Source organism: Streptomyces sp. PsTaAH-124 (genome assembly GCF_000373685.1).
GTDB classification, from domain to species: Bacteria; Actinomycetota; Actinomycetes; order Streptomycetales; family Streptomycetaceae; genus Streptomyces; species Streptomyces andamanensis.
The window spans coordinates 181,766-204,729 of the sequence record NZ_KB892191.1; the positions used below are offsets into that span (position 1 = coordinate 181,766).

18 protein-coding genes are annotated in these 22,964 nt (G+C 74.6%); 9 read left to right on the top strand and 9 right to left on the bottom strand.

The window, feature by feature from the left end:
- Window positions 1-110 precede the first annotated feature (110 nt).
- Genes B086_RS0128395 through B086_RS0128405 form a run of 3 tightly spaced genes read left to right on the top strand, consistent with a single transcriptional unit; the run spans window position 111 to window position 4,541 of the window.
- Window positions 111-1,622: a B12-binding domain-containing radical SAM protein gene (locus B086_RS0128395; protein WP_018569827.1), complete on the top strand. Its 1,512-nt coding sequence runs from the start codon at window positions 111-113 to the stop codon at window positions 1,620-1,622.
- A complete protein-coding gene (locus tag B086_RS0128400) occupies window positions 1,612-2,952 on the top strand; it encodes a hypothetical protein (protein WP_026252853.1) in 1,341 nt (446 codons plus the stop codon). The genes B086_RS0128395 and B086_RS0128400 overlap by 11 nt, the downstream gene beginning before the upstream one ends.
- Complete coding sequence (locus tag B086_RS0128405; protein WP_018569829.1) at window positions 2,949-4,541, top strand: carbamoyltransferase C-terminal domain-containing protein; 1,593 nt, start codon at window positions 2,949-2,951, stop codon at window positions 4,539-4,541. Before B086_RS0128400 ends, B086_RS0128405 begins: the two co-directional genes overlap by 4 nt.
- A 25-nt stretch (window positions 4,542-4,566) precedes the next feature.
- Here B086_RS0128405 and B086_RS0128410 read toward each other — a convergent pair whose 3' ends face one another.
- The 5 genes from B086_RS0128410 to B086_RS0128430 all read right to left on the bottom strand — a co-directional run bounded on the left by B086_RS0128410 (window position 4,567) and on the right by B086_RS0128430 (window position 8,896).
- Window positions 4,567-5,385: a hypothetical protein gene (locus tag B086_RS0128410; protein ID WP_018569830.1), complete on the bottom strand. Its 819-nt coding sequence runs from the start codon at window positions 5,383-5,385 to the stop codon at window positions 4,567-4,569.
- On the bottom strand, window positions 5,382-6,197 hold the full coding sequence (locus tag B086_RS0128415) for a geranylgeranylglyceryl/heptaprenylglyceryl phosphate synthase (RefSeq protein ID WP_026252855.1): 816 nt from the start codon (window positions 6,195-6,197) through the stop codon (window positions 5,382-5,384). The genes B086_RS0128410 and B086_RS0128415 overlap by 4 nt, the downstream gene beginning before the upstream one ends.
- 58 nt (window positions 6,198-6,255) lie before the next feature.
- Window positions 6,256-7,341, bottom strand: a complete 1,086-nt coding sequence (locus tag B086_RS42125) for a prenyltransferase/squalene oxidase repeat-containing protein (RefSeq protein WP_158690438.1) — start codon at window positions 7,339-7,341, stop codon at window positions 6,256-6,258.
- A gap of 206 nt (window positions 7,342-7,547) precedes the next feature.
- Window positions 7,548-8,228, bottom strand: a complete 681-nt coding sequence (locus B086_RS0128425) for a hypothetical protein (RefSeq protein WP_018569833.1) — start codon at window positions 8,226-8,228, stop codon at window positions 7,548-7,550.
- Window positions 8,225-8,896 (bottom strand): ABC transporter ATP-binding protein, encoded by a 672-nt coding sequence (locus tag B086_RS0128430; protein ID WP_018569834.1) that lies wholly within the window; start codon window positions 8,894-8,896, stop codon window positions 8,225-8,227. Before B086_RS0128430 ends, B086_RS0128425 begins: the two co-directional genes overlap by 4 nt.
- Window positions 8,897-9,466: 570 nt before the next feature.
- Between B086_RS0128430 and B086_RS0128435 the strand changes: the two genes are divergently transcribed.
- The 3 genes from B086_RS0128435 (at window position 9,467) to B086_RS0128445 (ending at window position 13,013) form a co-directional block, all read left to right on the top strand.
- Window positions 9,467-10,663, top strand: a complete 1,197-nt coding sequence (locus tag B086_RS0128435; protein ID WP_018569835.1) for a glycosyltransferase family 2 protein — start codon at window positions 9,467-9,469, stop codon at window positions 10,661-10,663.
- Between the two features lie 71 nt (window positions 10,664-10,734).
- Window positions 10,735-11,523 (top strand): glycosyltransferase family 2 protein, encoded by a 789-nt coding sequence (locus tag B086_RS0128440; protein WP_018569836.1) that lies wholly within the window; start codon window positions 10,735-10,737, stop codon window positions 11,521-11,523.
- Window positions 11,520-13,013 carry a glycosyltransferase gene (locus B086_RS0128445; RefSeq protein ID WP_234029392.1) on the top strand — a complete coding sequence of 498 codons (1,494 nt, stop codon included), beginning with the start codon at window positions 11,520-11,522 and terminating at the stop codon, window positions 13,011-13,013. The genes B086_RS0128440 and B086_RS0128445 overlap by 4 nt, the downstream gene beginning before the upstream one ends.
- An 18-nt stretch (window positions 13,014-13,031) precedes the next feature.
- Here B086_RS0128445 and B086_RS0128450 read toward each other — a convergent pair whose 3' ends face one another.
- The 3 genes from B086_RS0128450 to B086_RS0128460 form a co-directional block, all read right to left on the bottom strand.
- On the bottom strand, window positions 13,032-13,637 hold the full coding sequence (locus B086_RS0128450; protein WP_037874065.1) for a TetR/AcrR family transcriptional regulator: 606 nt from the start codon (window positions 13,635-13,637) through the stop codon (window positions 13,032-13,034).
- Between the two features lie 138 nt (window positions 13,638-13,775).
- Window positions 13,776-14,060, bottom strand: a complete 285-nt coding sequence (locus B086_RS0128455) for a ferredoxin (RefSeq protein ID WP_018569839.1) — start codon at window positions 14,058-14,060, stop codon at window positions 13,776-13,778.
- Complete coding sequence (locus B086_RS0128460) at window positions 14,057-15,259, bottom strand: cytochrome P450 (protein ID WP_018569840.1); 1,203 nt, start codon at window positions 15,257-15,259, stop codon at window positions 14,057-14,059. Before B086_RS0128460 ends, B086_RS0128455 begins: the two co-directional genes overlap by 4 nt.
- Window positions 15,260-15,663: 404 nt before the next feature.
- Between B086_RS0128460 and B086_RS0128465 the strand changes: the two genes are divergently transcribed.
- The 3 genes from B086_RS0128465 to B086_RS0128475 all read left to right on the top strand — a co-directional run bounded on the left by B086_RS0128465 (window position 15,664) and on the right by B086_RS0128475 (window position 20,108).
- Window positions 15,664-16,908, top strand: a complete 1,245-nt coding sequence (locus B086_RS0128465) for an aminotransferase class V-fold PLP-dependent enzyme (protein ID WP_018569841.1) — start codon at window positions 15,664-15,666, stop codon at window positions 16,906-16,908.
- A gap of 227 nt (window positions 16,909-17,135) precedes the next feature.
- A complete protein-coding gene (locus B086_RS0128470; RefSeq protein WP_018569842.1) occupies window positions 17,136-17,933 on the top strand; it encodes a S1 family peptidase in 798 nt (265 codons plus the stop codon).
- Between the two features lie 150 nt (window positions 17,934-18,083).
- Window positions 18,084-20,108, top strand: a complete 2,025-nt coding sequence (locus B086_RS0128475) for a phosphocholine-specific phospholipase C (protein ID WP_026252857.1) — start codon at window positions 18,084-18,086, stop codon at window positions 20,106-20,108.
- A gap of 97 nt (window positions 20,109-20,205) precedes the next feature.
- Here B086_RS0128475 and B086_RS0128480 read toward each other — a convergent pair whose 3' ends face one another.
- A complete protein-coding gene (locus B086_RS0128480) occupies window positions 20,206-22,866 on the bottom strand; it encodes a M4 family metallopeptidase (RefSeq protein ID WP_018569844.1) in 2,661 nt (886 codons plus the stop codon).
- Window positions 22,867-22,964 lie beyond the last annotated feature (98 nt).

Below are 22,964 nucleotides of genomic sequence, written 5' to 3' on the forward strand. Positions count from 1 at the left end.
CTCCTCTGCTCTCCCTGCGCTTCCCGCCGTTCCTGCACCGCGCCCGCCGAGCGGACGCGCCGGTGATCCACACCGGCCGGTCCGGCACGACCCCCGAAGGAGGGGACACCATGCGGAAGACACTGCCCGTCATCAGCACCGGTCCGACAGCGGGGTCGGGCAGCTGTTCGACCGCCGCCACGGCACCGGCGGCCCGCCCCGGACTGCCCCGCTGGCGCCGCCGCGGTCTGCGCATCGCCCTGGTCCGCCATCACGACCTGTGCCTGAACACCCGTCAGATCACCCAGATCCAGAAGCGGGCCGGAGTGCTGCCGCACCTCGGGCTCGGCTACATCCACACCGCGCTGAAGACGGCCGGCTTCCACAACGTCATCCAGGTCGACACCCCGGCCCTCGGCCTGGACGCCGAGGGACTGCGCCGCCTGCTCGCCGACTTCGCGCCCGACCTGGTCGGCGTCAGCACCACCACGCCCGGACTGCCCGGCGCCGTCGAGGCCTGCCAGGTGGCCAAGAGCACCGGCGCCAAGGTGATCCTCGGCGGCCCGCACACCGAGGTCTACGCCCGCGAGAACCTGCACCACGACTGCATCGACTACGTCGGTGTCGGCGAGGGCATCACGATCATGCCCGAGCTGGCCGAGGCGCTGGAGCAGGGCGACAGGCCCGACGGCATCCGCGGTCTGGTGAGCCGCGAGAGCGACGGCGGCGCGGCGCCCATGGTGAACCTGGAGGAGGTCGGCTGGCCGGAGCGCGGCGGACTGCCCATGGACCGCTACTACTCGATCATGGCGCCCCGGCCGTTCGCCACGATGATCTCCAGCCGCGGTTGCCCCTTCAAGTGCAGCTTCTGCTTCAAGCAGGCCGTCGACAAGAAGTCGATGTACCGCAGCCCCGAGGACGTGGTCGGGGAGATGACCGAGCTGAAGAAGCGCTGGGGGGTGAAGGAGATCATGTTCTACGACGACGTGTTCACCCTGCACCGCGGCCGGGTCCGGGAGATCTGCGCGCTCATCGGCGAACAGGGCCTGAAGGTGCGCTGGGAGGCGCCCACCCGCGTGGACCTGGTGCCCGAGCCGCTGCTGAAGGCGATGGCCGGGGCGGGGTGCGTGCGGCTGCGCTTCGGCATCGAGCACGGCGACCCGGAGATCCTGCGGCGGATGCGCAAGGAGAGCGACATCGCCAAGATCGAGAAGGCCGTCACCTCGGCGCACGAGGCCGGGATCAAGGGGTTCGGCTACTTCATCGTGGGCTGGCTCGACGAGAGCCGGGAGCAGTTCCGGCGCACCATCGACCTGGCCTGCCGGATCCCGCTGGACTACGCGAGCTTCTACACGGCGACCCCGCTGCCCGGGACCCCGCTGCACACCGAGTCGGTGGCCGCGGGACGGATCCCGAAGGACTACTGGGACAGGTTCGTGCAGGGCGAGTTCGACAGCCGGATCGGCTATCTGGTGCCCGACGCGCAGCACCGGGCCCAGGCCGCCTACCGGGCGTTCTTCCTGCGCCGCACCATGGTGAAGCCGCTGCTGGGCCACATGGCCGCGACCGGCCAGTGGCGCAACACCCTGGACGGCCTGCGCAGCCTGGCCCGGTCGACCTCCAACACCGACCGTGACTTCTGACGCGCCGGGCCCGGACACCCGCCCCCGTCCGGGCCCGCCGCCCCGCCTCAACGCCCCGCTCCCCGCCCGCTCCCCGGCCCGCCGCGCCGAACCCTGGTGGCTGCGCCATCCGCGCCGCGCCATGGCCCGCGGCTTCTGCCCGCCGCCGTCCTGGGCCGTGCCGGTCCGCCACGTCCTGCCGGACGACGACGGCGGCCGGGACGGCCCGAAGGAGCCCGGCGGGCAGGGCCAGGACGCGTCCCGTGCGCCGGACGGCACCGGGCGTACCCTCGCGGCCCCGGACGAAGTGCGGGCCGTTGCCGCCGCGTTGCGGCGCGAGGTGCTGCCCGCGCTGGCGCTGGTCGCGCCGACGTACGTGGCGCGGGGGACGCTCGCCGAGCAGGAGGAGCGGCTCGACGCCCTGCTCGGCCAGCTCGCGAAGGCCGGTGCGGCGCACCCCGGGGCCCCGTTCGCGCTCTTCGTGGGCATGCAGTGGTCCTGTGCCGCAGAGGAGCGCGAGGCGCTGCGGCGACTGCGGGCGCTGGTGGGCCGGGCCCGGGACCGGCTGCCCCGGCTGCCGGTGTGCGGTCTCTCGCTGCCCGGACCGGGCAAGCCGCGTACGCTCAACGCCGCGATCGAGGTGGCCGAGGCGCTCGGCTGCGTCGGCGTGGGCTGGGTCGACGACGACGTGACGCTCGACGAGGGCTGTCTGGCCCGGCTGACGCGCGACTTCCTGGCGGCCGGCTGCCGGGGCGCGATGGGCGCCACGAAGGTGCCGCACACCAAGGAGTTCGCCACCTCGAGGCTGCTGGCCCGCGCCAAGGCCGTCGCGGCGCCCGCGACCACCTACCCGCACGGCTGCTGCATCCTGGTCGCCACCGACGTGGTCTCCGGCGGGCTGCCGGGCCGTTATGTCTCCGACGACGGCTACGTCTGCTTCCGTCTGCTCGACCCGGACCTGCCCGATCCGCTGGCCCGGCTGCGGCTGGTGCCGGACGCCCGCTGCCACTACTTCGTCGCCGGACCGGCGGGCGAGACCCGCCGCCGGATCCGGCGGCTGCTGCTCAACCACCTCGTGGACCTCGCCGACTGGCCGCTGCCGCTGGCCCGGTACTACTTCCGGCACGTCCTGTTCTCCGGGCTGTGGCCGCTGACCGGCTTCGACGGTTCCCGGGGGCTGCGGCACGGCGTGCGGAAGGCGGCCGTCAAGTGGCTCTACTTCGCGTGGTTCGCGGGCGTGGGCGCCGAACTGTACCTGCGCGGGCTGGCCGGCCGGCCGCTGCGCCGCATCGAGTGGGCCCCGTACTCGGCGGTCCGCACCCCCTCCCCCGCTGACCAGGAGCGCCGATGAAGGTACTGTCCCTGCACTCCGCCGGTCACGACACCGGCGTCGGCTACTTCGAGGACGGCCGGCTCGCGTTCGCCGTCGAGACCGAACGGCTCACCCGGGTCAAGCACGACCACCGCAGCGACATCGCCCTGCGCCATGTGCTGTCCCAGCCGGGTGTGGACGCGGACGGGATCGCGCTGGTCGCGGTGAGCACACCGGTGCGCAGCGCGCTGCTGAAGATCCCCGACCTGGACGAGGCGATGCGGCGCATCCAGGCGGGTGCGCCGCACCACCGCACGGTGTGCGAACTGCTGGGGCGGCGGGTGGAGTGCGTGGTCGTCACCCACGAGGTGTCGCACGCCGCGCTGGCCGCGCACTACGCCGGGCACGAGGACGGCACCCTGGTCCTGGTCAACGAGGGCCGCGGCCAGCTCACCCGCAGTTCCCTGTTCCGGGTGGACGGCACGGAGCTGACCTGGCTCGCCAAGGACCCGCTGCCCTGGTACGGCAACGGTTTCGGCTGGACGGCCATCGGCCACCTGCTGGGCTTCGGCACGAGCCCGAGCGTGGCCGGCAAGGTGATGGCGCTGGGCGGCTACGGCAGTCCCGATCCGGCCGTCCGCGAGCAGTTGGCGGCCGTCGACCCGCGCGTGATGCACGATCCGGTCCTGGCCGAGGAGGTACGGGCCCGGCTCGCGCGGCGGCCCGAGTTCGCCCCGGAGTTCGAGACGGCCGCCCATGTGGTGGCCACCTTCCAGGAGTTGTTCACCGAGGCCGTGCACGCGGTCCTCGACCGGTACGCCACCCGCACCGCGACCGGGGTCGGACCGCTGGCGCTGGGCGGCGGCTGCGCCCTGAACATCGTCGCCAACTCGGCGCTGCGCACCGCCTTCGGCCGGGACCTCGCCATCCCGCCCGCCTGCGGCGACGCGGGCCATCTGGCGGGGGCCGGGGTGTACGCGCTCACCTATGTGCTCGGGCAGCGGCCGGACCCGATCGGCGTCTACGGCAACGGCACCGGCGAGGCCCGCTCCGACGTCTCGGACGCGCTGGGCGCCGCGGGTCTGACGCCCCGGGAGTACGACGCCGGGGCCGTGGTGCGGGTGCTGGCCGAGGGCGGTGTGGTGGCGTACACGCAGGGCGCCGCCGAACTGGGGCCGCGCGCGCTCGGACACCGCTCCCTGTTGGGCAGTCCGGCCGTGCCCGGGATGCGCAAGCGGATGAGCGAGGAGCTGAAGCGGCGCGAGTGGTACCGGCCGCTGGGCGCGGTGATGCGCGAGGAGCGCTTCGCCGAGCTGTTCCCGGGCGCGCACCCCTCGCCGTACATGCTGTTCGAGTATCTGCTGCCGGAGGGGACCGCGCCCGAGGCCCGGCATGTCAACGGCACCTGCCGCGTCCAGACCCTGGGGCCGGGCGAGCGGCGGCTGCACGGGCTGCTCGCCGCCTTCGAGGCCGCCACCGGGGTGCCCGCGCTGATCAACACGTCCCTGAACGGGCCCGGCCGGGCCATCGCGCACACGGCGGCGCAGGTGCTGGAGGACTTCGCGGACAGCGGCGTCGACCTGTATGTCTTCGACGAGGTGATGGCCCACCGGGACGGATCCCGGTAGGCCGCCGCCGCGCCGCGCGCGGCGGTCAGGGCACCGTGTGCAGCGGGAGCAGCCGGTCCAGGACGTCGGTGGTGTACAGCTCGGTCACCGCCTCCAGGCCGAGGGCGGCCGGCCGCTCCCGCACCGCGTCCAGGGCGTCGGCCCGCAACTGCCCGAGCAGCGCGGCGACTTCGGCGGCGGGGACGGCTCCGGTGCGCATCAGGTGCCCGAGGTTCCCGGCCCGTTCGCCGTTGCGGTCGTAGTCGGTGAGGTCGTCGGCGATGGTGATGATCGTGCCGAACGCCTCGGCGAAGCGGCGGGCGGGGCCCACGGATCCGGTCGCCCGGCCGCAGATCGCGGCCAGCGCCCCGTAGCAGCCGAGGAAGGATGCCCCGTAGGTGCTGGCACCGGCCCGCCAGCCGTCGAGGTCGCGGGCGCGGTGGCTCTTGACGCGGATCTGGCCGGTGCACACGGTGGTGAAGTCGTGTTCCAGGAGGTCGGTGACGGACCGGGGGTCCTCGGCGAGGGCGCACATCTCCCGCAGTGCCGTCAGGTGCAGATGCAGGCACAGGCAGGCGAGTTCGACGCGGCTCAGCCCGGTGTCGTCGTCCATGAGGTCGTCGAGCAGTTTCATGGCGACGATGTCCAGAGCGAGGGCGCGGGCGACCCGGGCGCGCAGCGGCGGGTCGCCGATCCACTCGGTCAGGAAGTGCGGCACCCGCAGATAGAGCCGCAACGCGGCGGTGTGGGCGACGAGTTCGGGCGATCCGCCGTTGCGGGCGACGAAGTCCGTCACCTGGTCGCGGTTGGCGGACTCGGTGGCGAGCATGGCGGTGGTGTACGGGTCGGGCAGGGCCAGGGTCACCGGGTGCCTCCCGCCATCTCGGTGAGGGTGGTGCGCCAGTCCAGGTGTTCCAGCGCCCCGGCGAAGCCCACGTAGTCGGCGCCCGCCTCCAGATAGGCGTCGACCTGTTCGCGGCGGCGGACGTTGCCGCTGACGAAGAGGATCTGGCCGGGGTCGAGCCGGTCGCGGAAGCGGCGTACCACCTCGGCCGGCACGCGTGCGTGGCGCGAGTACAGGTAGACCAGGTGGAAGCCGAAGCTGCGGGTGACCGCGATGTGCCGGTCGATCTGCTCGGTGCCCGCGGTGGCGACCGGTACGGTGCCGAGCAGGTCGCCGGTCCTGCGGTCCTCGCCGAAGGTGAGGGCGACGGTGAGCAGCAGTTCGGGCCAGTCGGCGCGCTCCGCCCTGCCGGGCAGGGCGGCGACGGTCTCCAGGCAGCTCTTCCAGACGTAGTAGTCGTCGCGGGAGCCGAGCAGGGCCGGGAGCAGCACGGCGTCGGCGCCGCGGGCCAGCGGGAAGCCCAGGCCCTTGCGCGGCGGAAAGTGCAGCAGCACCGGAAGGGAGCTGGCCTCCTTGATCGCCGCGACGTAGGGGTCCATACGGGTCTCGAAGGACTCGTAGTCGGTGCTGGCCAGGATGAGGGCGGGGAAGCCCAGGTCGTCGAGGACCTTGGCCTTCTCCACGGCCTCCTCCTGGGGCACCTTGAACGGGTCGATGATGTGCACCGGTCCGCGGGCGTGACCGCGCAGCCGGGTGAGGACGTCCCCCGGGCCGAGCAGTGGTGGCGCCGTGCGGACGGGGTCGTGCGGGACCGGGTGCGGTGTGGTGTTCACCGGCCTTACCCCCTTGTCGTCCGGTCGTGGGTCCGGTCGCCGGGTGCGCCCGGCGCCGTCACGCGCGGGGCGCGTGGTCCGGCCGCCGCGGGGCCGGCGGGGCGACGGCGGCACCGGCTCCGGCCAGTGCGGCGACGACGGACGCGGTGGTGTAGAGCGCGTTGTTGTCCAGGACCAGGGAGCCGAGTGCGGCCTTGCCGCTGCGGCCGCGCTCCCAGCGCTCGCGTGCGTCGGGGTCGCGTTCGGTGGGGCCGGGGACCCGGCACCAGGCGGAGGGATGCCAGCTGCCGTCCGCTCTCTGACTTTCCGTCAGGTACTGCACCGCCCGGTGTCCGGCGTCCGCCGTCGCTGCCCCGGCCCCGGCGGTGACGGCGCGCAGCGCGAAGGCGGTGGCGAAGGCGGAGCCCCGGGGTTCCTGCGCGGTGCGCACCGCGCCGTCCGGGCCGATGCGCCGCGCGGCCCAGCGGGCGGCGTGGCGTGCGTAGGGGCTGGGCGGGCCGGGCCGTCCCGCGGTGAGCGCCTCGGCGGCCAGGGCCGTGGGGTACTCGCGGTCGGGCCACCAGTAGGCGGGCCAGGCGCCGTCGGGGCGCTGGATGCGGCGGAGCCGGTCCAGGAGCCGTGCGCGCACCGGCAGTCCGCGCAGTCCGGCGGCCGCGGCGGTCACACAGGGGTGGCTCGCGTACCAGGCGTCCCAGCGGGGCGCCACGCGCTCCAGGAAGGGCTGGGCGGTCTCGGGCAGATAGCTGGAGACGCCGTCGTCGGGCTGGAGGTGGGCGGCCACGAAGCGGTATCCCTCACCGGCGCGGGGGTCGTCGTCCTCGCCGAGCGCCTCGGCCAGGCGCAGGACCCAGGAGGTGATGTCGGCGTCGCCGGGCACCTTCGGGCAGTAGCCCCAGCCGTCCGTGGGGCCCCGGGAGCCGCGCAGCAGCCGCCATGCCCCGGCCGCCGCCGCGCGTGCGGGGCCTTCGGGCAATTCCGCCAGGGAGGCGCCGACGAAGGCGGTGGCCCAGAATTGTCCGGGGCCGCGGACTTCGTAGTCGTTCCACCAGCCGTTCTCGTCGCGGGACGACCGGAGGAATTCGGTGGCCGCCGACAGGGCCTGCCGCACCGGTTCATCGAGAGGTAATCGCTGAGCGCCGTTCACGTACTCTCCTTTCCGCGGAGAGGCGACGAGCCGGGCCACCGAGCCGGCGCGCGCTCATGCGGCGGCGGCCGGAGGATTTCCCGATCCTACACGCGTTCGTTTGGGCGAGGTAGGGCCGGATTTTCCCGGGCGGAAACGCACCGGCGGTGCCGGGCCGGGAGCGTACCGGCCCGGCACCGCCGAGGAGAACACCGCGTGCGGGGTCTTCACACGAATCGCATGTGGGCGCGGCGGCGCAGCCGTACGGACATCACCGTGCCGCTCGCCACCGCGAGCAGCGCCGCCACGACGAGGGCGTGCGCGGTTCCGGAGGTGAGGGATCCCTCGGCCGCGCCGTCCACGGCGTAGGTGATGATCTCCCGGGTGGACCAGAAGGGCAGCGCCTTCGCGGCGCTCTTGGCCGGGTCGACCACCATCTGGGCGCCGATGACGCAGATCAGCAGCAGGGTCCCTTCCAGGTCCCGGGGCACGGCCAGGCCGAGCAGCAGTCCGAGCGGGACCGCGACCAGCGTGGTCAGGGCCAGTTCGGCGGCCACGGCCTGCGGGTGCGCCACCTGCTGGTCGGTGGTCACGACGACGGCGTACAGCGCGGAGACGAGCAGTCCGGCGACGGTCAGCGCGAGGGTGCGGCCCAGGAAGAGGTGGCGGGGCCGGAAACCGGACAGGGCGAGGCGGGGGGCGAGCTGACGGCCGGTCACGGCCGAGAACAGGGCGGCGGTGCTGACGGCGAAGCCGACGCCGAGGCTGGCGAACCGGATGGCCTGCCCGGCCTGGTCGTGCCGGCCGAGGTAGAACACCAGCGGCACCAGCAGGAGCAGCCCCAGAACGCCGCGGCGGCGCAGCAGTTCGCGCAGCGTCATCTCGGCCATGCGCAGGGTGCGGATCACCGGCGGGCCCCCCGGGTCGCGGGGGTGAGGTCCAGGACGTGGTCGACCTGGTCGAGCTGGTGGAGCAGGTGGGTGACGACGACGACCGCCCGGCCCTCCTCGCGCCAGCGCCACACGTTCTGCCAGAAGTCGACGTAGGAGCCGCGGTCGAAGCCCTGGTAGGGCTCGTCGAGCAGCAGGACCTCGGGGTCGGCGAGCGCGGACAGGACGACGTTGAGTTTCTGCCGGGTGCCGCCGGAGAGGTCCTTGGCGAGGGTGGTGCGGGCCACCGGCCAGTCCAGCCGGGCGGCGAGTTCGCGGCCGCGCCGGTCGGCGTCGGGGCGGCTCATGGCGGCGCCCGCGCCGAAGAGGGTGAAGTGCTCGCGCGGTGTGAGGAAGTCCATGACACCGGCGTCCTGCGGGCAGTAGCCGAGCCGTCCGGCGACGGTGACCCGTCCCTGGTCCGGACGGACGAGCCCGGCGCAGATCTTCAGCAGCGTGGACTTGCCTGCCCCGTTGCTGCCGACGACCGCCGCGACCTCGCCGGAGCGGACCGCGAGATCGACGCCGTCCAGGACGCGGCGGCGGCCGTAGCGCTTCACGATGCCGCGCGCGTGCAGCAGGACGTCGCGTCCGGCGTCGCCGGACGCGCCCGCCGGCCGCTGTGCGGCGCTCGGTGCGTACTCCATGGGTGTCACCCTCTCGCCGTCGCCCGCGGCGCGTGGCGCGGAACTCGGGCCTGTGTGCCGGTGGTTGCGGGCCCGCGGCCGGCCGGGGCCGGGCCGCCGGATGCCGGACGGCCAGTGTGCCGCACCCGGCCCGTCCGGCCCGCCGCCGGGGCGCCGGACCCGGGCGGACCGGTCCGCCGCCGCGGGTTCCGCCGTACCCGTGCGCCACTTCTTCCGTCCCGCGTATCGCGTGCCCCTGGTAAAAATCATCCGGGCCTTTTTCGGTCGTTCTCTTGATCCGTTCCATGCATTCTCGTCGGCCTTCCCATGGAATTCGGCCAGGGTGTCCTCCGGGTGTTCCGGCGGCTGTCCGGCGAATTCACCGAACGCACACAACCGCACCACGGTCATTTCGGCCAGAGCGCCCTCCGTCGGAGTGCGCGGGACACCCGCTCTTGTGATCAGTCGGCGGCGCTGGTTAGCGTACGCCCGTCGCCCTGTCGAAATCCGCCGTATTCCCCGCGTGATGCGGCGGTCGTGAAATCCACTCCTTCTCGCCCGGCGGGGCGTGGGTCCGGCGAAGGGACGGGTATGCGTGGGGGCATCGAGGACGGCCGCCTGTGGTGGCAGCGCGCGGTGGCCCGCGGATTCGATCCGGTGCCCGCGCCCGACGGACCGGTGGCGCTGGTGCGCGGCGGCCGGGTGCTGCCCGGCCACGAGGCGCCGGTCTCGCTGCCCGGCGGCGGGCTCGGGGTGCTGCTGCCCACCTATGTCGCCCGCTGCGGTCGGGACGAACAGCGCACGGCGCTGCGGCACTTGCTGGCCGCGCTCGCCGAAGTCCGCGCGGCCCGCCCGGAGCTGCCGCTGACGCTCTGGCTCGGAATGCAGTACGGCCCGGGAGAACTGGCCGAGGCGGTGCGCCGGTTGTGCGAGCTGACCGGACCCGGGGCCGGGAACGAGACCACGTCCGGCGGGGCGGGCGCGCCCGCCCCGCCGGACGTGGTCGGCTTCGCGCTGCCCGGTCCCGGGAAGATCCGCACCGTGAACGCGGCGCTGCGGCTGGCCCGGCCGCTGGGGCACACGGGCTGGCTGTGGACCGACGACGACGTACGGCTGGCCCCGGGCTGTCTGGTCCGGCTCGTCGACCGCTTCCTGGAGCGCGGTGCCACCGGCGCCGTCGGCGCGCACCTGTCCGCGCTGCCGCGCGCCTCGGCCGCCGCCCTGACCATGGACCGCGTCTCCCGGGTGACGGCGCCGCCCGCGCCGTACCCGGCGGCGGCCTGCATGCTCGTGGCCGCCGATGTCCTGGCCGGGGGCATCCCGGCCCGGCGGCTCGCGGACGACGGCCATGTGCTCTTCGCCCTCCTGGACCCGGCCGCGCCCGATCCGTGGCACGACCTGGAGGTGCTGCCCGAGGCGCGGGGCTCCTTCTACCGGGTGGGCCGCGCCCACGACACACTGCGGCGGCTGCGCCGCTCCCTGTACAGCCATGTGACCTGCACGGCCGACCACCCGTGGCCCGCCGCCCGCGTCTACCTCACCGAGGTCCTCTTCCACGGCCTGTGGCCGCTGGCGCCCTGGGACGGCTCCGGCGGACCGGTGCGGGGCGCGAAGCGGTGGGCCGTCAAGGCGGTGCAGGCGGCGTGGTTCTGCTCGGTCGCCGCGGGCCTGGCCGCCCGCGGCGCCCTGGGCCGCCCGCTGCGGCACGTGCCGTGGGGCGACGACGGCGACTTCCGCAGCCCGGCGGCCGAGGGGCGGCCCGGGACCGTACCGGCGGCCGGGCACTGACACACGACGGCCGCGCGGCGCGGCCCGGGAAGGAGACTGCGGTGCGGGCAACGGCACAAGGGGATCCGGCGGTGACCGTCATCCTGCCGCACTACGACTGCGCGGCCTATCTGGGCGCCGCCGTCGCCTCGGTCCTCGGCCAGGACCGGCCCGATCTGCGGCTGGTCGTGGTCGACGACTGCACGCCCGGCGAGAGCTGGACGAAGGCGCTGCGCCCGTACACCGGCGACCCCCGCCTCCGTGTCCTGCGCGCCTCCCGCAACGTCGGGCATCTGCGCCTGAAGAACGAGGTGCTGCGCCGGGTGGACACCCCCTACGTGGCCTTCCAGGACGCCGACGACATCAGCATGCCGGACCGGCTGCGCCACCAACTGGCCCTGCTGGAGCGGGACCGGGCCGACCTGGTCGGCTGCGCCTACGAGTACATCGACGCCGAGGGGCACGGCTCGGGGCGGCGCCGGATGCCGCGCAACGGCAACCTGTGGCTGCGGCTGGGCCGTTCGACCGTCCTGCTGCACCCCTCCAGCGTGGTGCGCCGCGAGGTGCTCGAACGGCTCGGCGGCTTCGACGGCACCGTGCGGCTGGGCGCCGACACCGACTTCCATCTCCGGGCGGCCCGGCTGTTCCGGCTGCGCAGCGTGCGCCGTGTCCTGTACCGCTACCGGATCTGGCCCGACTCCCTGACCCAGGCGCCGGACACCGGTTTCGGCTCCGCGCGGCGCCGGGCCTACACCGAGGCCATGAACGCGCAGGAGGCCCGCCGCCGCGCCGCCCGCACCCGCGAGGAACTGCTGCCGCTGCTGGTCGCCCCGCCCAACGACGTCGAGTTCACCCTGCACCCGGTGGCACCGGCCGGATGAGCACGCGGACGAGCGCCGTGAGCGCGGCGGACTTCACCGTGGTCGTGGCGGCGCCCGAGGGCGACGCGGCGCCCGCCCTGCGGTCCGTGGCCCGGCAGTCGCCGCCGCCCGCCGCGGTCGTCCTGGTCACCGGGGACGGCCCGGCGCCGGGGGCGGCCGATGTGCGCCTGGTCCGCGCGGCCCCCGGTGCGGCGGGCGACGCCTGTACGGCGGCGGCCCGTGCGGCGCGCACCCCGTACGTGGCGTTCCTCCAGGGCCGGGACGAGGTGCTGCCGGGCTGGCTGGAGCAGTTGGCGCGGGCGGCTGCCGAGGACGCGGCCCTGATCGAGTGCGGTGTGCTGCGGCTGCGGGAGAGCGGTCTGATCGACGGCATCGCGCTGCCGCCGGAGGTGCCCGGCGGGGCCGACGTCGCCTACGCGGTGCGCCGCGACCTGCTCGGCGAGCCGGACGGACCGGTGCGCGGCGGCGGCCGGTACGCCAGGGTCACCGTGCCCCGGCTGCTGGTGCGCCGCCGCACCGGCGAGGGCGCGGCCACCGGCGCGGCGGCCCGTGCCGCGCGCGCCGACGTCCTGCGCGCCGCCTCCCTGGGCTCGCGCGCCGCCGAAGGGGACATCGAGCCGCCCCGGCCGGGCCGCCGCCCCGAACTGGTCTCGGTCGTGCTCCCCGTGCGCGACGGCGCGCTCACGCTGCCCGCCCAGCTGGACGCCCTCGGCCGCCAGACGTACGAGGGGCCCTGGGAGGTCCTCGTCGTCGACAACGGCTCGGCGGACGGCACCCGCGAGGTGGCCCGCGCCGCGCGTGCGGTGCTGCCCGCGCTGCGGATCGTGGACGCCCGCGACCGGGCGGGCGAGAGCCATGCCCGCAACCGCGGGACCGCCGAGGCGCGCGGCGATCTGATCGCCTTCTGCGACGCCGACGACGTGGCCGCCGAGGGCTGGCTCGCGGCGCTGGCCGCGGCGGCGCCGGACGCCGCGCTGATCGGCGGCAGCCTGGACACCACCCTGCTCAGCCCCGCCCACGCCGACGAGCAGCCGCTGCCGATGACCGCGCAGACCGACTTCCTGCCCTTCGCGCGCGGCGCCAACTGCGCGGCGTGGAAAGAGGTGCTGGACGCCGTCGGCGGCTGGGACGAGAACTATGTGGGCGGCGGCGAGGACATGGACCTGTCGTGGCGGGTCCGGTTGTCCCACCACCGGCTCGGCTACGCCCCCGACGCCCGGATGCACTACCGGCTGCGCGCCGAACTGTCCTCCCTGGCCCGGCAGAAGTGGAACTACGGCCGCTCCGGTGCCCGTCTGTACGACGCCTACCGGCACGCCGGGTTCCGGCGGCGCGACGGCGCGACCGTCCTGATGAACTGGTCCTGGCTGCTGCTGCACTCCCCCGACCTCGCCCGCTCCCCCGGTCTGCGCCGCCGCTGGGTCCGCTACGGCGCCCGGCTCGCGGGCTTCCTGGCGGGCAGCGTGGAGCAGGGGGTCGCCTATCTGTGAGCACGGGGGCGCCCGCCCTCAGGTGCCGGGGGCGCCCTGCCGGGCCGTGTCGATCAGGGCGTGCAGACAGGCCATGAACCGGCGGTGTGTGCCTCCGGCGTCCTCGCTCTGGAGGATGGTCGCGAAGTACTGGCTGAGGGCGGCGCCCACGGCGGCGCCGACGACCGCGTTCATCGGGTGGTCGGCGGGCAGTCCGGTGGCGGCGGCAAGGGCGGGGCCCGTGATGCGTACGGCCTCGGTGATCTGGCTGCTGCCGTGCGCCCTGAGGGCCGGGTTGGCCTCGTACATCGCGGTGAGCAGCGTGACGAGTTCCGGGTCCAGGGCATCGGCCTCGCCCAGCAGCCAGGTGTCGACGACGTCGAGGAACCCGGCGTCGGGCCGGTCCTTGAAGACGGTGGTGAGCCGGGCCGCGATCTCGTCGGGCACGGACAGGGCGATGTCGTGCTTGGAGGGAAAGTACAGGGAGACCGTCCGGGGTGCGACGTCGGCCGCCTCGGCGATGTCGGCGATGGTCGTGCCGTCGTAGCCCTGCTCGGCGAACAGGCGCATGCCCGAGCGCCTGATGGCCTCCCGCCGTCTCGCCTTGCTGCGCTCCCGGTGGGACACCCTCGCCTCGCCGCTCATGGCCGTAGCATAGTCGCAGCGGCGGCGCGGGCGGCCGGGCGCCGGGCGCCACCGGTGCGGCCCGGCGGGCGGGACCCGCGCGGCGCGGCGGCGGGCGTCACCGCCGGCCGCCGCGCCGCGCGGCGCTCCCGCCGCCCGCTACTCCTCCGGAGCGATCCGGGCACCGGAGTCGCGATCGGTCACGAGGATCGCCTCCATGGGGCAGGACTCGGCCGCGTCGACCAGTTCCGGCGCGGGCGCGGTGATCTCCGCCTCCGGGTGCGAGGCGCCGTCGCGGACCCGGAAGCGCCCGGGTGCGACGCCCGCGCAGATGCCGGTGGCCATGCACGCCTTCTCGTCGACCCGCACCCGCCACGCCTCCTCGTCCGGTCCGGGCGCCGGTGCCGGTGCGCCCCGCTCCCGCAGGCCGTCCCGGGCGGTCATGACGGGTCCCAGGCCACGAGCATCTTCTGGAGGCCCTTCACCCCTGCGCCCGTCTTCCACACGAAGTCCTCGCCGGTACCGGCCGGTCGCAGACCGGGCAGCCGCCCGAGCAGGGTGCGCAGGGCCACTTGCAGTTCCATACGCGCCAGTTGGGCGCCCAGGCAGTGGTGCGGGCCGTGGCCGAAGCCGACGTGCGACGCCTCCTTGCGGGTGAGGTCGAGCCGCTCGGGGCAGCTGTAGACGGCGGTGTCGCGGTTGGCGGACGCGTTGGAGGCGACGACCGGTTCGCCCGCGCGCACCACGCCGCCGCTCAGCTCGACGTCCTCCAGGGCGTAGCGGGCGACACCGCCGCTGCCCAGGGGCACGAACCGCATCAGCTCCTCCACGGCCTGCGGCACGAGGTCCGGGTCGGCGCGGAGCCGGGCCAGCTCGGCGGGGTGCTCGAACAGCGTGTACACGAAGTTGGGGATCTGGCTGGCGGTGGTCTCGTGCCCGGCGACCAGGACGCTGACGCCCATGGCGACCAGCTCCTCCTCGGAGAGCCGGTCCTGCTCGTCCCGTGCCGCCACCATCACGCCGAGCAGGTCGTCGCTGGGCTCCTTGCGCCGCTCGGCGACGAGTGCGGCCATGTAGTCGGACAGCTCGTCGGCGTAGCGCTCGACCTCCTCGGGGGTGAAGCGGGTGGTCGACAGCAGGGCGTCCGACCAGAGGCGGAACCGGGTGCGGTCCTCGACGGGCACGCCGAGCAGTTCGCAGATGACCGTGACGGGCAGCGGCAGCGCGAAGTCGGCCACCAGGTCGGCGGGCGCGCCGCGTCGGATCATCGCGTCGACGAGCCCGTCGGAGATCGTCCGGGCCCGCGCCCGCAGCTCCTCGACGCGGCGCGCGGTGAACGCCTTGGCGACCACCCGGCGCAGCCGGGTGTGCTCGGGCGGGTCGAACGCCAGGATGTTGCCGGGCAGACCGCGGTGGTAGCGCGTCCTGGGCTCGTCCCGGGCCGTCGCCTCGGCCCGGCTGAACCGGGCGTCGCCCAGGACGGTCTTCACGTCCTCGTACCGGGTCACCAGCCAGGCGGGCTCGCCGTGGGCCAGGCGCACCGGGCACAGCGGCTCGCTCTCGCGCAGCTCCTCGAAACGCGGCTCGATGAGCAGTTCGTCGGTCTCCTGGAAGGGGAACGGGTGAGGATCGCTGATGGCCATGAGGTGCCGCCTCTCGTGGGGGAAACCATCTGCAAGGGCTCTCCGGACGGGCGCCGGGACGGTGGTCCCGCCCGTCGTGCCGTCCTGTCGCGCCTGTCCTGTCGTGCCTGGTCGTACGCGGTCCGGGCGGGACGCCCCGTCCGCCCCGCGGCCGCCCGGAGCATCACATTTCGTCCTTATTCGACCGTAGGCAATCTTGCAGTCGGATGCAATATTGCTTTCGGACGCATTCTGGTTGGCCGTATCCGGACCGGCGGGACCCCTGCGGCGGCCGGGGACCGGCGACGGCGGTCGTGCCTGCGGCACGTAGGGTGTGCGGACCGACCGAGCCGGAACAGGCGGCCGGGCGGCCCGGCTGCGCGCGTCCCGGGGGCCGCCGCGGGCGCCGGGGAAGCGGGAGTGACGTGACCGAGACCGAGACCAGGGCCGCGACCGCCACCGCGCCGGCCCCCCTGCTCCTGGCGGACGGCCGGCCCGCCGCCGCTGCCTGGTCCCTCGACCCGGCCCTGCTGCATCTCAACCACGGCTCCTTCGGCGCGGTCCCGCTCGTCGCGCAGGAGCGGCAGCACGCGCTGCGGGCCGAGATGGAGCGGGCGCCCGTCGTGTGGTTCCCGCGCCTGCCCGGCCGGATCGCCGCCGCCCGGGGCGCGATCTCCGGCCATCTGCGCACCGATGCCGCGGACCTCGCGCTGGTGCCGAACGCCAGTGCGGGCGCCAGCGTCGTCTACGCGGCCCTGGCCGAGCGCCCCGGCGGGGACATCGTCGTCACCGACCACGGCTACGGCGCCGTCACCATGGGCGCCGAACGCCTCGCCCGCCGCTGGGGCCGCCGGGTGCGCACCGCCCGGGTGCCGCTGGCCGCCGGTGCCGAGCAGGCGTACGAGGCGGTCATGGCCGAGGCCGACGACGGTGTCGCGCTCGTGGTGCTGGACCAGATCACCTCCGCGACGGCGCGCAGGATGCCGGTGGAGCGGATCGGGGCGGAGCTGGCCCGGCGGGGCGTGACGCTGCTCGTGGACGGCGCGCACGCGCCCGGCCTGCTCGCCGCCCCGCTGGACGGGCTGGTCTGCGACGCCTGGGTCGGCAACCTGCACAAGTGGGGCTGCGCGCCCCGCGGTACGGCGGCGCTGGTCGCCCGCGGTCCGCTGCGCGACCGCCTCCACCCGCTGATCGACTCCTGGGCCGCGCACGAGCCGTTCCCGGACCGCTTCGACCAGCAGGGCACCCTGGACGCCACCGGACCGCTCGCCGCGCCCGTCGCGCTGGACTTCGTCGAGCACACCTGGGGCTGGGCGGCGGCCCGCCGCTACATGGACGAACTGGCGGAGTACGGCGCCCGGGTGATCGGCGCCGCGTTCGCCGGATCCGCCACCGGGGTGCCGAGCGCCGATGTCGGCATGCCCGTGCCCGGCATGCGCCTGGTCCGGCTGCCCGAGCCGCTGGGCACCAGCCGGCTCGCGGCGGACGCGCTGCGCGACCGGGCCCCCGCCGAACTGGGCGCGGAGACGGCCTTCACCAGCTTCGACGGCATCGGATACCTGCGGGTGTCGGCGCACGTCTACAACACCCCGGCCGACTACGACCGCTTCGCCGAGTCCAGTGTGCCGGTGGTGCGCGCATGGGCGCGGCGGGCCCCGGCGCGGAGCTGACCGGCCCTGCCGCACGGGCCGCCCGGTGCCGGACGCGGGGGCGGGGCGCCGTTGGCCGCACGGGTGGGACGGGTCCGGCGGAAAAAGATCGATCCGGGGCGCCGGCCGTGCAACCCGGACCGTGCGCGGCCCGTCTTCCCGGTCGATCGCGAAGCGGCGGCCGTGGGGGCCGTCCGCCGGTCCGCACGGGCCGCCAGGTCGGGCGATCGGTTCAGGGGGATCCCGTCATGCGTTTCCGTTCCTTCAGGTTCCCGGGCAGCTCCGCGGGCGTACGCGGCGCGGCGGCCGTCACCGCGCTCCTGGCGGCGGGCACGCTGCTGGCCGGAGCGGGCCAGGCCGCCGCGGTCAGGGGTGGCGGTCCGGCCAAGGCCGCGGACCAGCCGTACACCATGCTCATCGAGCTGAACGGACAGCAGTTCTGCGGCGGCACCCTGGTGGCACCGACCAAGGTGCTCACCGCCGGGCACTGCGTCCAGGACGCGGGGAAGCTCTCCGCGCTGCGGGTGATCGGCGGCCGGACGCAGGTGAACGGCACCGACGGCACCGTACGGCGGGTGAAGTCCGCGCGGATGGACGCGCACTACACCTCCCCCGGCCTCGCCCACGACGCGGCCGTGCTCACGCTGGACCGGGCGATGCCCTACCGGCCGATCCCGGTGGCCGGGCCGCGCGACGCCGCGCTGGTCGCCTCCGGCCGGAAGGCGCTCGTGCTGGGCTGGGGGCGCACCGGCCCCGGCGTCTCGGCCACCCGGCTGAAGCAGACCCAGCTGGTCCTCTCCCCGCTCACCGGCTGCCGCCCCTACACCGACGAGGACACCGACCCCAGGGCGATGCTGTGCGGGACGCCGAAGCGGGGCACGGCCGACAGCGTCTGTCCGGGCGACTCCGGCGGTCCGCTGGTCAGCGGCGGCAAGGTGGTGGGCATCGTGTCGTCGGGCAACAAGTACTGCGACGGCCAGTACCCGGTGTCGGTGTTCGTCCGCACCGACTCGGTCGCGGCCGGGCTCGGGCTGAAGACCGCCTGACCCGGGACGTCACGAGCCGGGCTGACCCCTCGCCCCCCTTCGAGGGGTCAGCCCCCCAACTCCCTTACGCACTATGGCGTTTCCCGGCACACACGGGCACGCTTGCGCGCGGTGTGCCGCAGGGGCACTCCGGTGACGAAGGCGGGGCGAATGAGACCGATCAGCCGTAGGGGCTTCGTGGGGTTCGGCGCGACCGTGGCGGCGGGCGTGGCGCTGGGCGCCGGCCAGCGCCCGGCGTACGCGGCCGGGCGGGCGGCGACCGGCACCGTCAAGGACGTACGGCACGTGGTGATCCTCATGCAGGAGAACCGCAGCTTCGACCACTACTTCGGCCGGCTGAAGGGGGTGCGCGGCTTCGACGACCGCAGCGGAGTGCCGCTGCCCGGCGACCGCTCGGTCTTCGAGCAGCCCAACGGGACCGGCCGCCAGTACCCGTGGAAGCTCAGCGCCACCCCCGCGGCGGGCGGCAAGGACGGGGAGACGCTGGCCCAGTGCAGCGGCGACCTGCCGCACTCGTGGACCTCGCAGCACGCGGCGTGGAACAAGGGCCGGATGGACAACTGGGTGGCGGGCGTGGGCAATGTGCGCTCGCTCGGCTATCTGGACCGCACCGACATCCCCTTCCACCACGCGCTCGCCGACGCGTACACGGTCTGCGACGCCTACTTCAGCTCCTCGCTCAGCGCCACCGGCCCCAACCGCACCTACCTGTGGAGCGGCAAGGTCGACGCCGCCAGCTACGACGGCGGCGACGAGACGGGGCTGACCTGGCAGAACTACGCCGAGGCGCTCCAGGCGGCCGGGGTGAGCTGGAAGGTCTACCAGAACGCGCAGGACAACTACGGCGACAACGGCTGCGCCTACTTCAAGAAGTTCACCGACGCCCCGGCCACCGATCCGCTGCATGTGCGGGGCATGTCGTCCGTGCCGCGGGTCACCGGCTCCACCCCGGACGACATCGCCGCCGCCATCAAGGCCGACGTGCTCGCCGGCACCCTGCCGCAGGTCTCGTGGGTGGTGCCCAACCAGGCGTTCTCCGAGCACCCGTACTCCACTCCGGGCGACGGGGCGCACTTCGTCCACCTCGTCCACCAGGCGCTGGCCGCCGATCCTGATGTCTTCGACTCCACCGTGCTGTTCCTCAACTACGACGAGAACGACGGCTTCTTCGACCATGTGCCGCCGCCGTCGCCGCCCGCCGGGACCCCCGGTGAGTTCCTGAACGGGGTGCCCTACGGGCTCGGCTTCCGGGTGCCGATGATCGTCGTCTCGCCCTGGACCCGGGGCGGCTGGGTGTCGTCGGAGGTCTTCGACCACACCTCGGTGCTGCGGTTCCTGGAGACCTGGACGGCCGCGCTCGGCACACCCGCCAAGTGCCCGAACATCAGCGACTGGCGGCGCACCGTCTGCGGGGACCTGACCGGCGTCTTCGACTTCGCCCATCCGGTCACCGGGCCGGTCTCGCTGCCCGCCACGAGCGTCATCGGCTACGCCACCTGCGGCCCGCTGCCCAACCCGGTGCCGACCACCAACGCCCGGCCCGCGCAGGAGCCCGGCACCCGCCCCGCCCGCGCGCTGCCGTACCAGCCCAACGGGTACCTGGACCGGTTCGAGTACCTGGCGAACGGCCAGATCTACGCCTGGTGCGTCATGGCCAACCAGGGCGCGCCCGCCACCCGGGCGGCGCACTTCTCCCTCCAGCCGGTGGCCTACCGGGAGTCCACGCCCTGGCAGTACACGGTCGGCGCGGGCGGCACCGCCTCCGACTTCTTCAACATCGGGCCCGCCTACGGCGACGGGAAGTACGACATCGTCATGCTGGGCCCCAACCGCTTCCAGCGGCGCTTCCGGGGCAACGCGACCACGGCGGGCCGACAGGCCGAGGTCCGCACGCGGTACGCGGTCGAGCCCGGCACCGGCAAGCTCGCCATCTGGTTCGCGATGGCCAACTCCGGTTCCGCGCCGGTGACGTTCACCATCACCTCCGACCACTACCGCGGCGACGGCCCCTGGCGCTACCGGGTCGCCGCCGGGGCCACCACGGAGGACTTCTTCAACGCGGTGGCGTTCCAGAACGGCTGGTACGACTTCACGGTCACCGTCGACTCCGACGCGTCGTGGTCGCGCCGCTTCACCGGTCATCTGGAGACGGGCGCCCCGAGCGTCAGCGGGTGACGCGGGGGTGCGGTCCGCCCTCGGGGACGGACCGCACCGCCGGCCGGCGCCGCGGTCGCCGCTGCCGTCCACGGCGCGGGCCACGGCGCGGGCCGTCTCAGCCGCAGCGGCCCGTGGGCCCGGCCCGGGTCACCACGTCGGTCCTCCCGGTCGTCGAGTCCAGCCAGATCACCTGACTGCCGCCCGGGGCGGAGGCCCCGGTCTGCGCGCCCCGGTTGCAGGACACCCGTCCCAGCCGGGTGCCGGGCGCGCCCGGGGTGCCGTTCGCGGCGAACTGGTAGAGCTTGGGGGTGGATTCGTTGCGGATCACGGTGTCGGGAAGGTAGGTGCCGACGACCGCGGCGTCCTCGGAGACCGCCAGGTCGTAGGCGTTCAGGGCGTCCGGGCCGCTGCCCGGACTGAGGTCGGCCACCTCGGAGCCGTCGAGGGCGGCGCGGCGCAGCGTCGTCGCGTTCGCGTCCAGGCCCTCGTCGAGCAGCCAGAAGACATGGGTGCCGTTGAGGGCCGTGGGGCCGAGGGACGTGGAGCCGTCGTACTGCTGGACCGCCCGGTCCTCGCCGGTCGCCACGTCCGCGACGCGGGTGGTCCACGCGTAGGTGGCGGCCAGTCCCACCCGGCTCATGTCCTGGTAGGCGACCTTGCCGTGGCTCACCGAGGACCCGTGCGCGCGGTGGTAGGTGCCGCCGCCGACGGCGTGTTCGTCCTGCGGGTCCTTGAGGCTGAGATAGACGATGCCGCTGCGGCCGCCATAGGTGTAGTAGTCGAAGGCCACCACGTCACCGTCGACGCCCGTCGCGCCGCCCACGCTGCGGCCGTGCCACAGGGTGCGGACCGGGCCGCCGGAGAGCGAGCGGGCGAGGATGTCGACGCCGCCGGGTCCGTGCGCCTGCCACACCACCGTCCTGCCGTCGGTGGCGGGCCTGGTGTGGTAGCGGCCGTCGTTGGGGCTCATCAGCCTGGGCTGCCCCTTGCCGTCGGCGCGGCCCGCCCACACCGAGTACGGTTCCGAGCCGTCCTCGTTGGACCTGGACGCCGCCCACCAGCCGCCGCCCGCGCCCAGCTCGGTGCCGGCCGTGTTGATCCGGTCGAGCAGCACCTGGCTGTCGTTGCCGAGGGCGAGTTCCCAGCCGGGCACGATGCCGTGGGCGGTGAAGGCGCCCTTGAGCCTCTTCAGTTGCGCCGCGCCGGTGCCGAGGTCCTTGGCGGCGGCGAGCACGGCCGCGCGTCCCTCGGTGAACCCGTCGAGCGGGGTGAGGTATTGGGTGAGCGCCCGGTAGACGATCCGGTCGGTGGCGGCGGCGCCCAGCTCCCTGCGGGCGTCCCACAGGGCGCCGCCGAAGATGGTCGAGTTGAGGTGGACACCGCCGTTGTCGTTGAGGAAGTCCACGCCGACGAACGAACCGGTGGTGGTGCGGCCGTCGTCGAGGTCGCGGGTCGCGCACGCGCGGGGGCCCTTGGTCCGGCACAGCCGTTCGCCCAGGAGCCCGGAGTCCGGGTCGTCGGCGGGGATGCCGTACACGGACGCCTCGATGGTGTTGCCGAAGTAGTCGGCGATGGCCTCGTTCAGCGCGCCGGACTGGCCGGCGTACATCAGGTTCGCGGTGTGCGCGATCACGCCGTGGGTCATCTCGTGCCCGACGACGTCCAGGGCGGCGGAGAACGGCAGGTACTCCTCGTCACCGCCGCCGTAGACCATCTTCTGGCCGTCCCAGAAGGCGTTGGCGTACGGCGTTCCGTAGGAACCGGTCACCCCCACCAGGGAGTTGACGGTCATACCGTGGCCGTCGAGGCTGTCGCGGCCGTGCTCGGCGCGGAAGTAGTCGTAGACCCGCCCGGCGGCCCAGTGCGCGTCCACGGCGCCCGAGGCGGTGGCGTCGGCGCCGAACGCGGGCGCCGGGGAGCTGAACTCCCTGATGCCGTCGGGCCAGGTGCCGCTCGTGTCGGCGACTTCCCTGCCGCGGGCGTCCCAGGTGGACAGGACGCCGTAGTGGTAGTCGTCCTGGGGGATGCGGGTGCTGTCGCGCAGCACATAGGTGCCCTCGGTCTCGTCGTGCTCGATGTCGAGGGGGACCTCGGTCCCGTCGAGCCGGACGCCGGTGCCCTTCTCGGCGGCGGCGAGCGGGCGGGCGGCCGGGGTGGCGGGCGCGCTACCGGCGGCCGGGCGGGCGGCACCGAAGGTCTGGACGCCGCTGTACTGGAGGACGGGGTATCCGGCGTGGGCGTCGATGTAGACCTCGCGCACCACGGGCGTGCCGTCCGCCGGGCCGGTGCCGCGCACGGTGATGTGCCGGGTGAGGACGCCGGGGCCGGCGGGCAGGACGACCAGGCCGTGGTCGGTGCCGTGCAGCAGGTCCGCCGGGTCGGTGCCGGGCGCCGCTGCGGGCCGTCCGGCGAAGTGGTGGTCGTCGAGGTCGCCGAGGACCGCGTCCACGGCCCGCTCCACGGCGAGCGCGGAGCCGATGCCGTCGGTGGTGCCGGTGGTCAGCCCCGTGAAGTACTTCCCGGAGGTGCCGGTGACGGTGCGGCGGCCGTCGTGGTTCTCCATCCGGACGACGTACTCGCCGCCCAGGACGGGGACGCCCCGGTGGCGCTGCCGCAGCCGGACGGTCTCCTCGCCGTGGGCGCCGACCGTTCCGCCGGGCACCAGGTCGTGCCGGGCGTCGGGGATCCGGTAGCGGTCCCGCCGCTGGTCCAGGTAGGCGCGGGCGGCGTCCGCCGCGCTGTCCTCGGCGGGTGCCTGCTCGCGGATGCCGCTCACCAGGGCGGGTGTCGCCGTGGCCCGTCCGGCGGTTTCTGCCGGGCCCGGCGGTCCGGCGGCTCCGGTCGCCGCCGCGGCGGCCGGGGCCAGCGAGACGA

What these genes read in the sequence shown, in the direction of transcription:
- B086_RS0128430 (WP_018569834.1), bottom strand. Translation starts at nt 8,896, where the DNA reads ATGGAGTACGCACCGAGCGCCGCACAGCGGCCGGCGGGCGCGTCCGGC.
- B086_RS0128395 (WP_018569827.1), top strand. Translation starts at nt 111, where the DNA reads ATGCGGAAGACACTGCCCGTCATCAGCACCGGTCCGACAGCGGGGTCG.
- B086_RS0128475 (WP_026252857.1), top strand. Translation starts at nt 18,084, where the DNA reads ATGAGACCGATCAGCCGTAGGGGCTTCGTGGGGTTCGGCGCGACCGTG.
- B086_RS0128405 (WP_018569829.1), top strand. Translation starts at nt 2,949, where the DNA reads ATGAAGGTACTGTCCCTGCACTCCGCCGGTCACGACACCGGCGTCGGC.
- B086_RS0128445 (WP_234029392.1), top strand. Translation starts at nt 11,520, where the DNA reads ATGAGCACGCGGACGAGCGCCGTGAGCGCGGCGGACTTCACCGTGGTC.
- B086_RS0128460 (WP_018569840.1), bottom strand. Translation starts at nt 15,259, where the DNA reads ATGGCCATCAGCGATCCTCACCCGTTCCCCTTCCAGGAGACCGACGAA.
- B086_RS0128435 (WP_018569835.1), top strand. Translation starts at nt 9,467, where the DNA reads ATGCGTGGGGGCATCGAGGACGGCCGCCTGTGGTGGCAGCGCGCGGTG.
- B086_RS0128455 (WP_018569839.1), bottom strand. Translation starts at nt 14,060, where the DNA reads ATGACCGCCCGGGACGGCCTGCGGGAGCGGGGCGCACCGGCACCGGCG.
- B086_RS0128450 (WP_037874065.1), bottom strand. Translation starts at nt 13,637, where the DNA reads ATGAGCGGCGAGGCGAGGGTGTCCCACCGGGAGCGCAGCAAGGCGAGA.
- B086_RS0128470 (WP_018569842.1), top strand. Translation starts at nt 17,136, where the DNA reads ATGCGTTTCCGTTCCTTCAGGTTCCCGGGCAGCTCCGCGGGCGTACGC.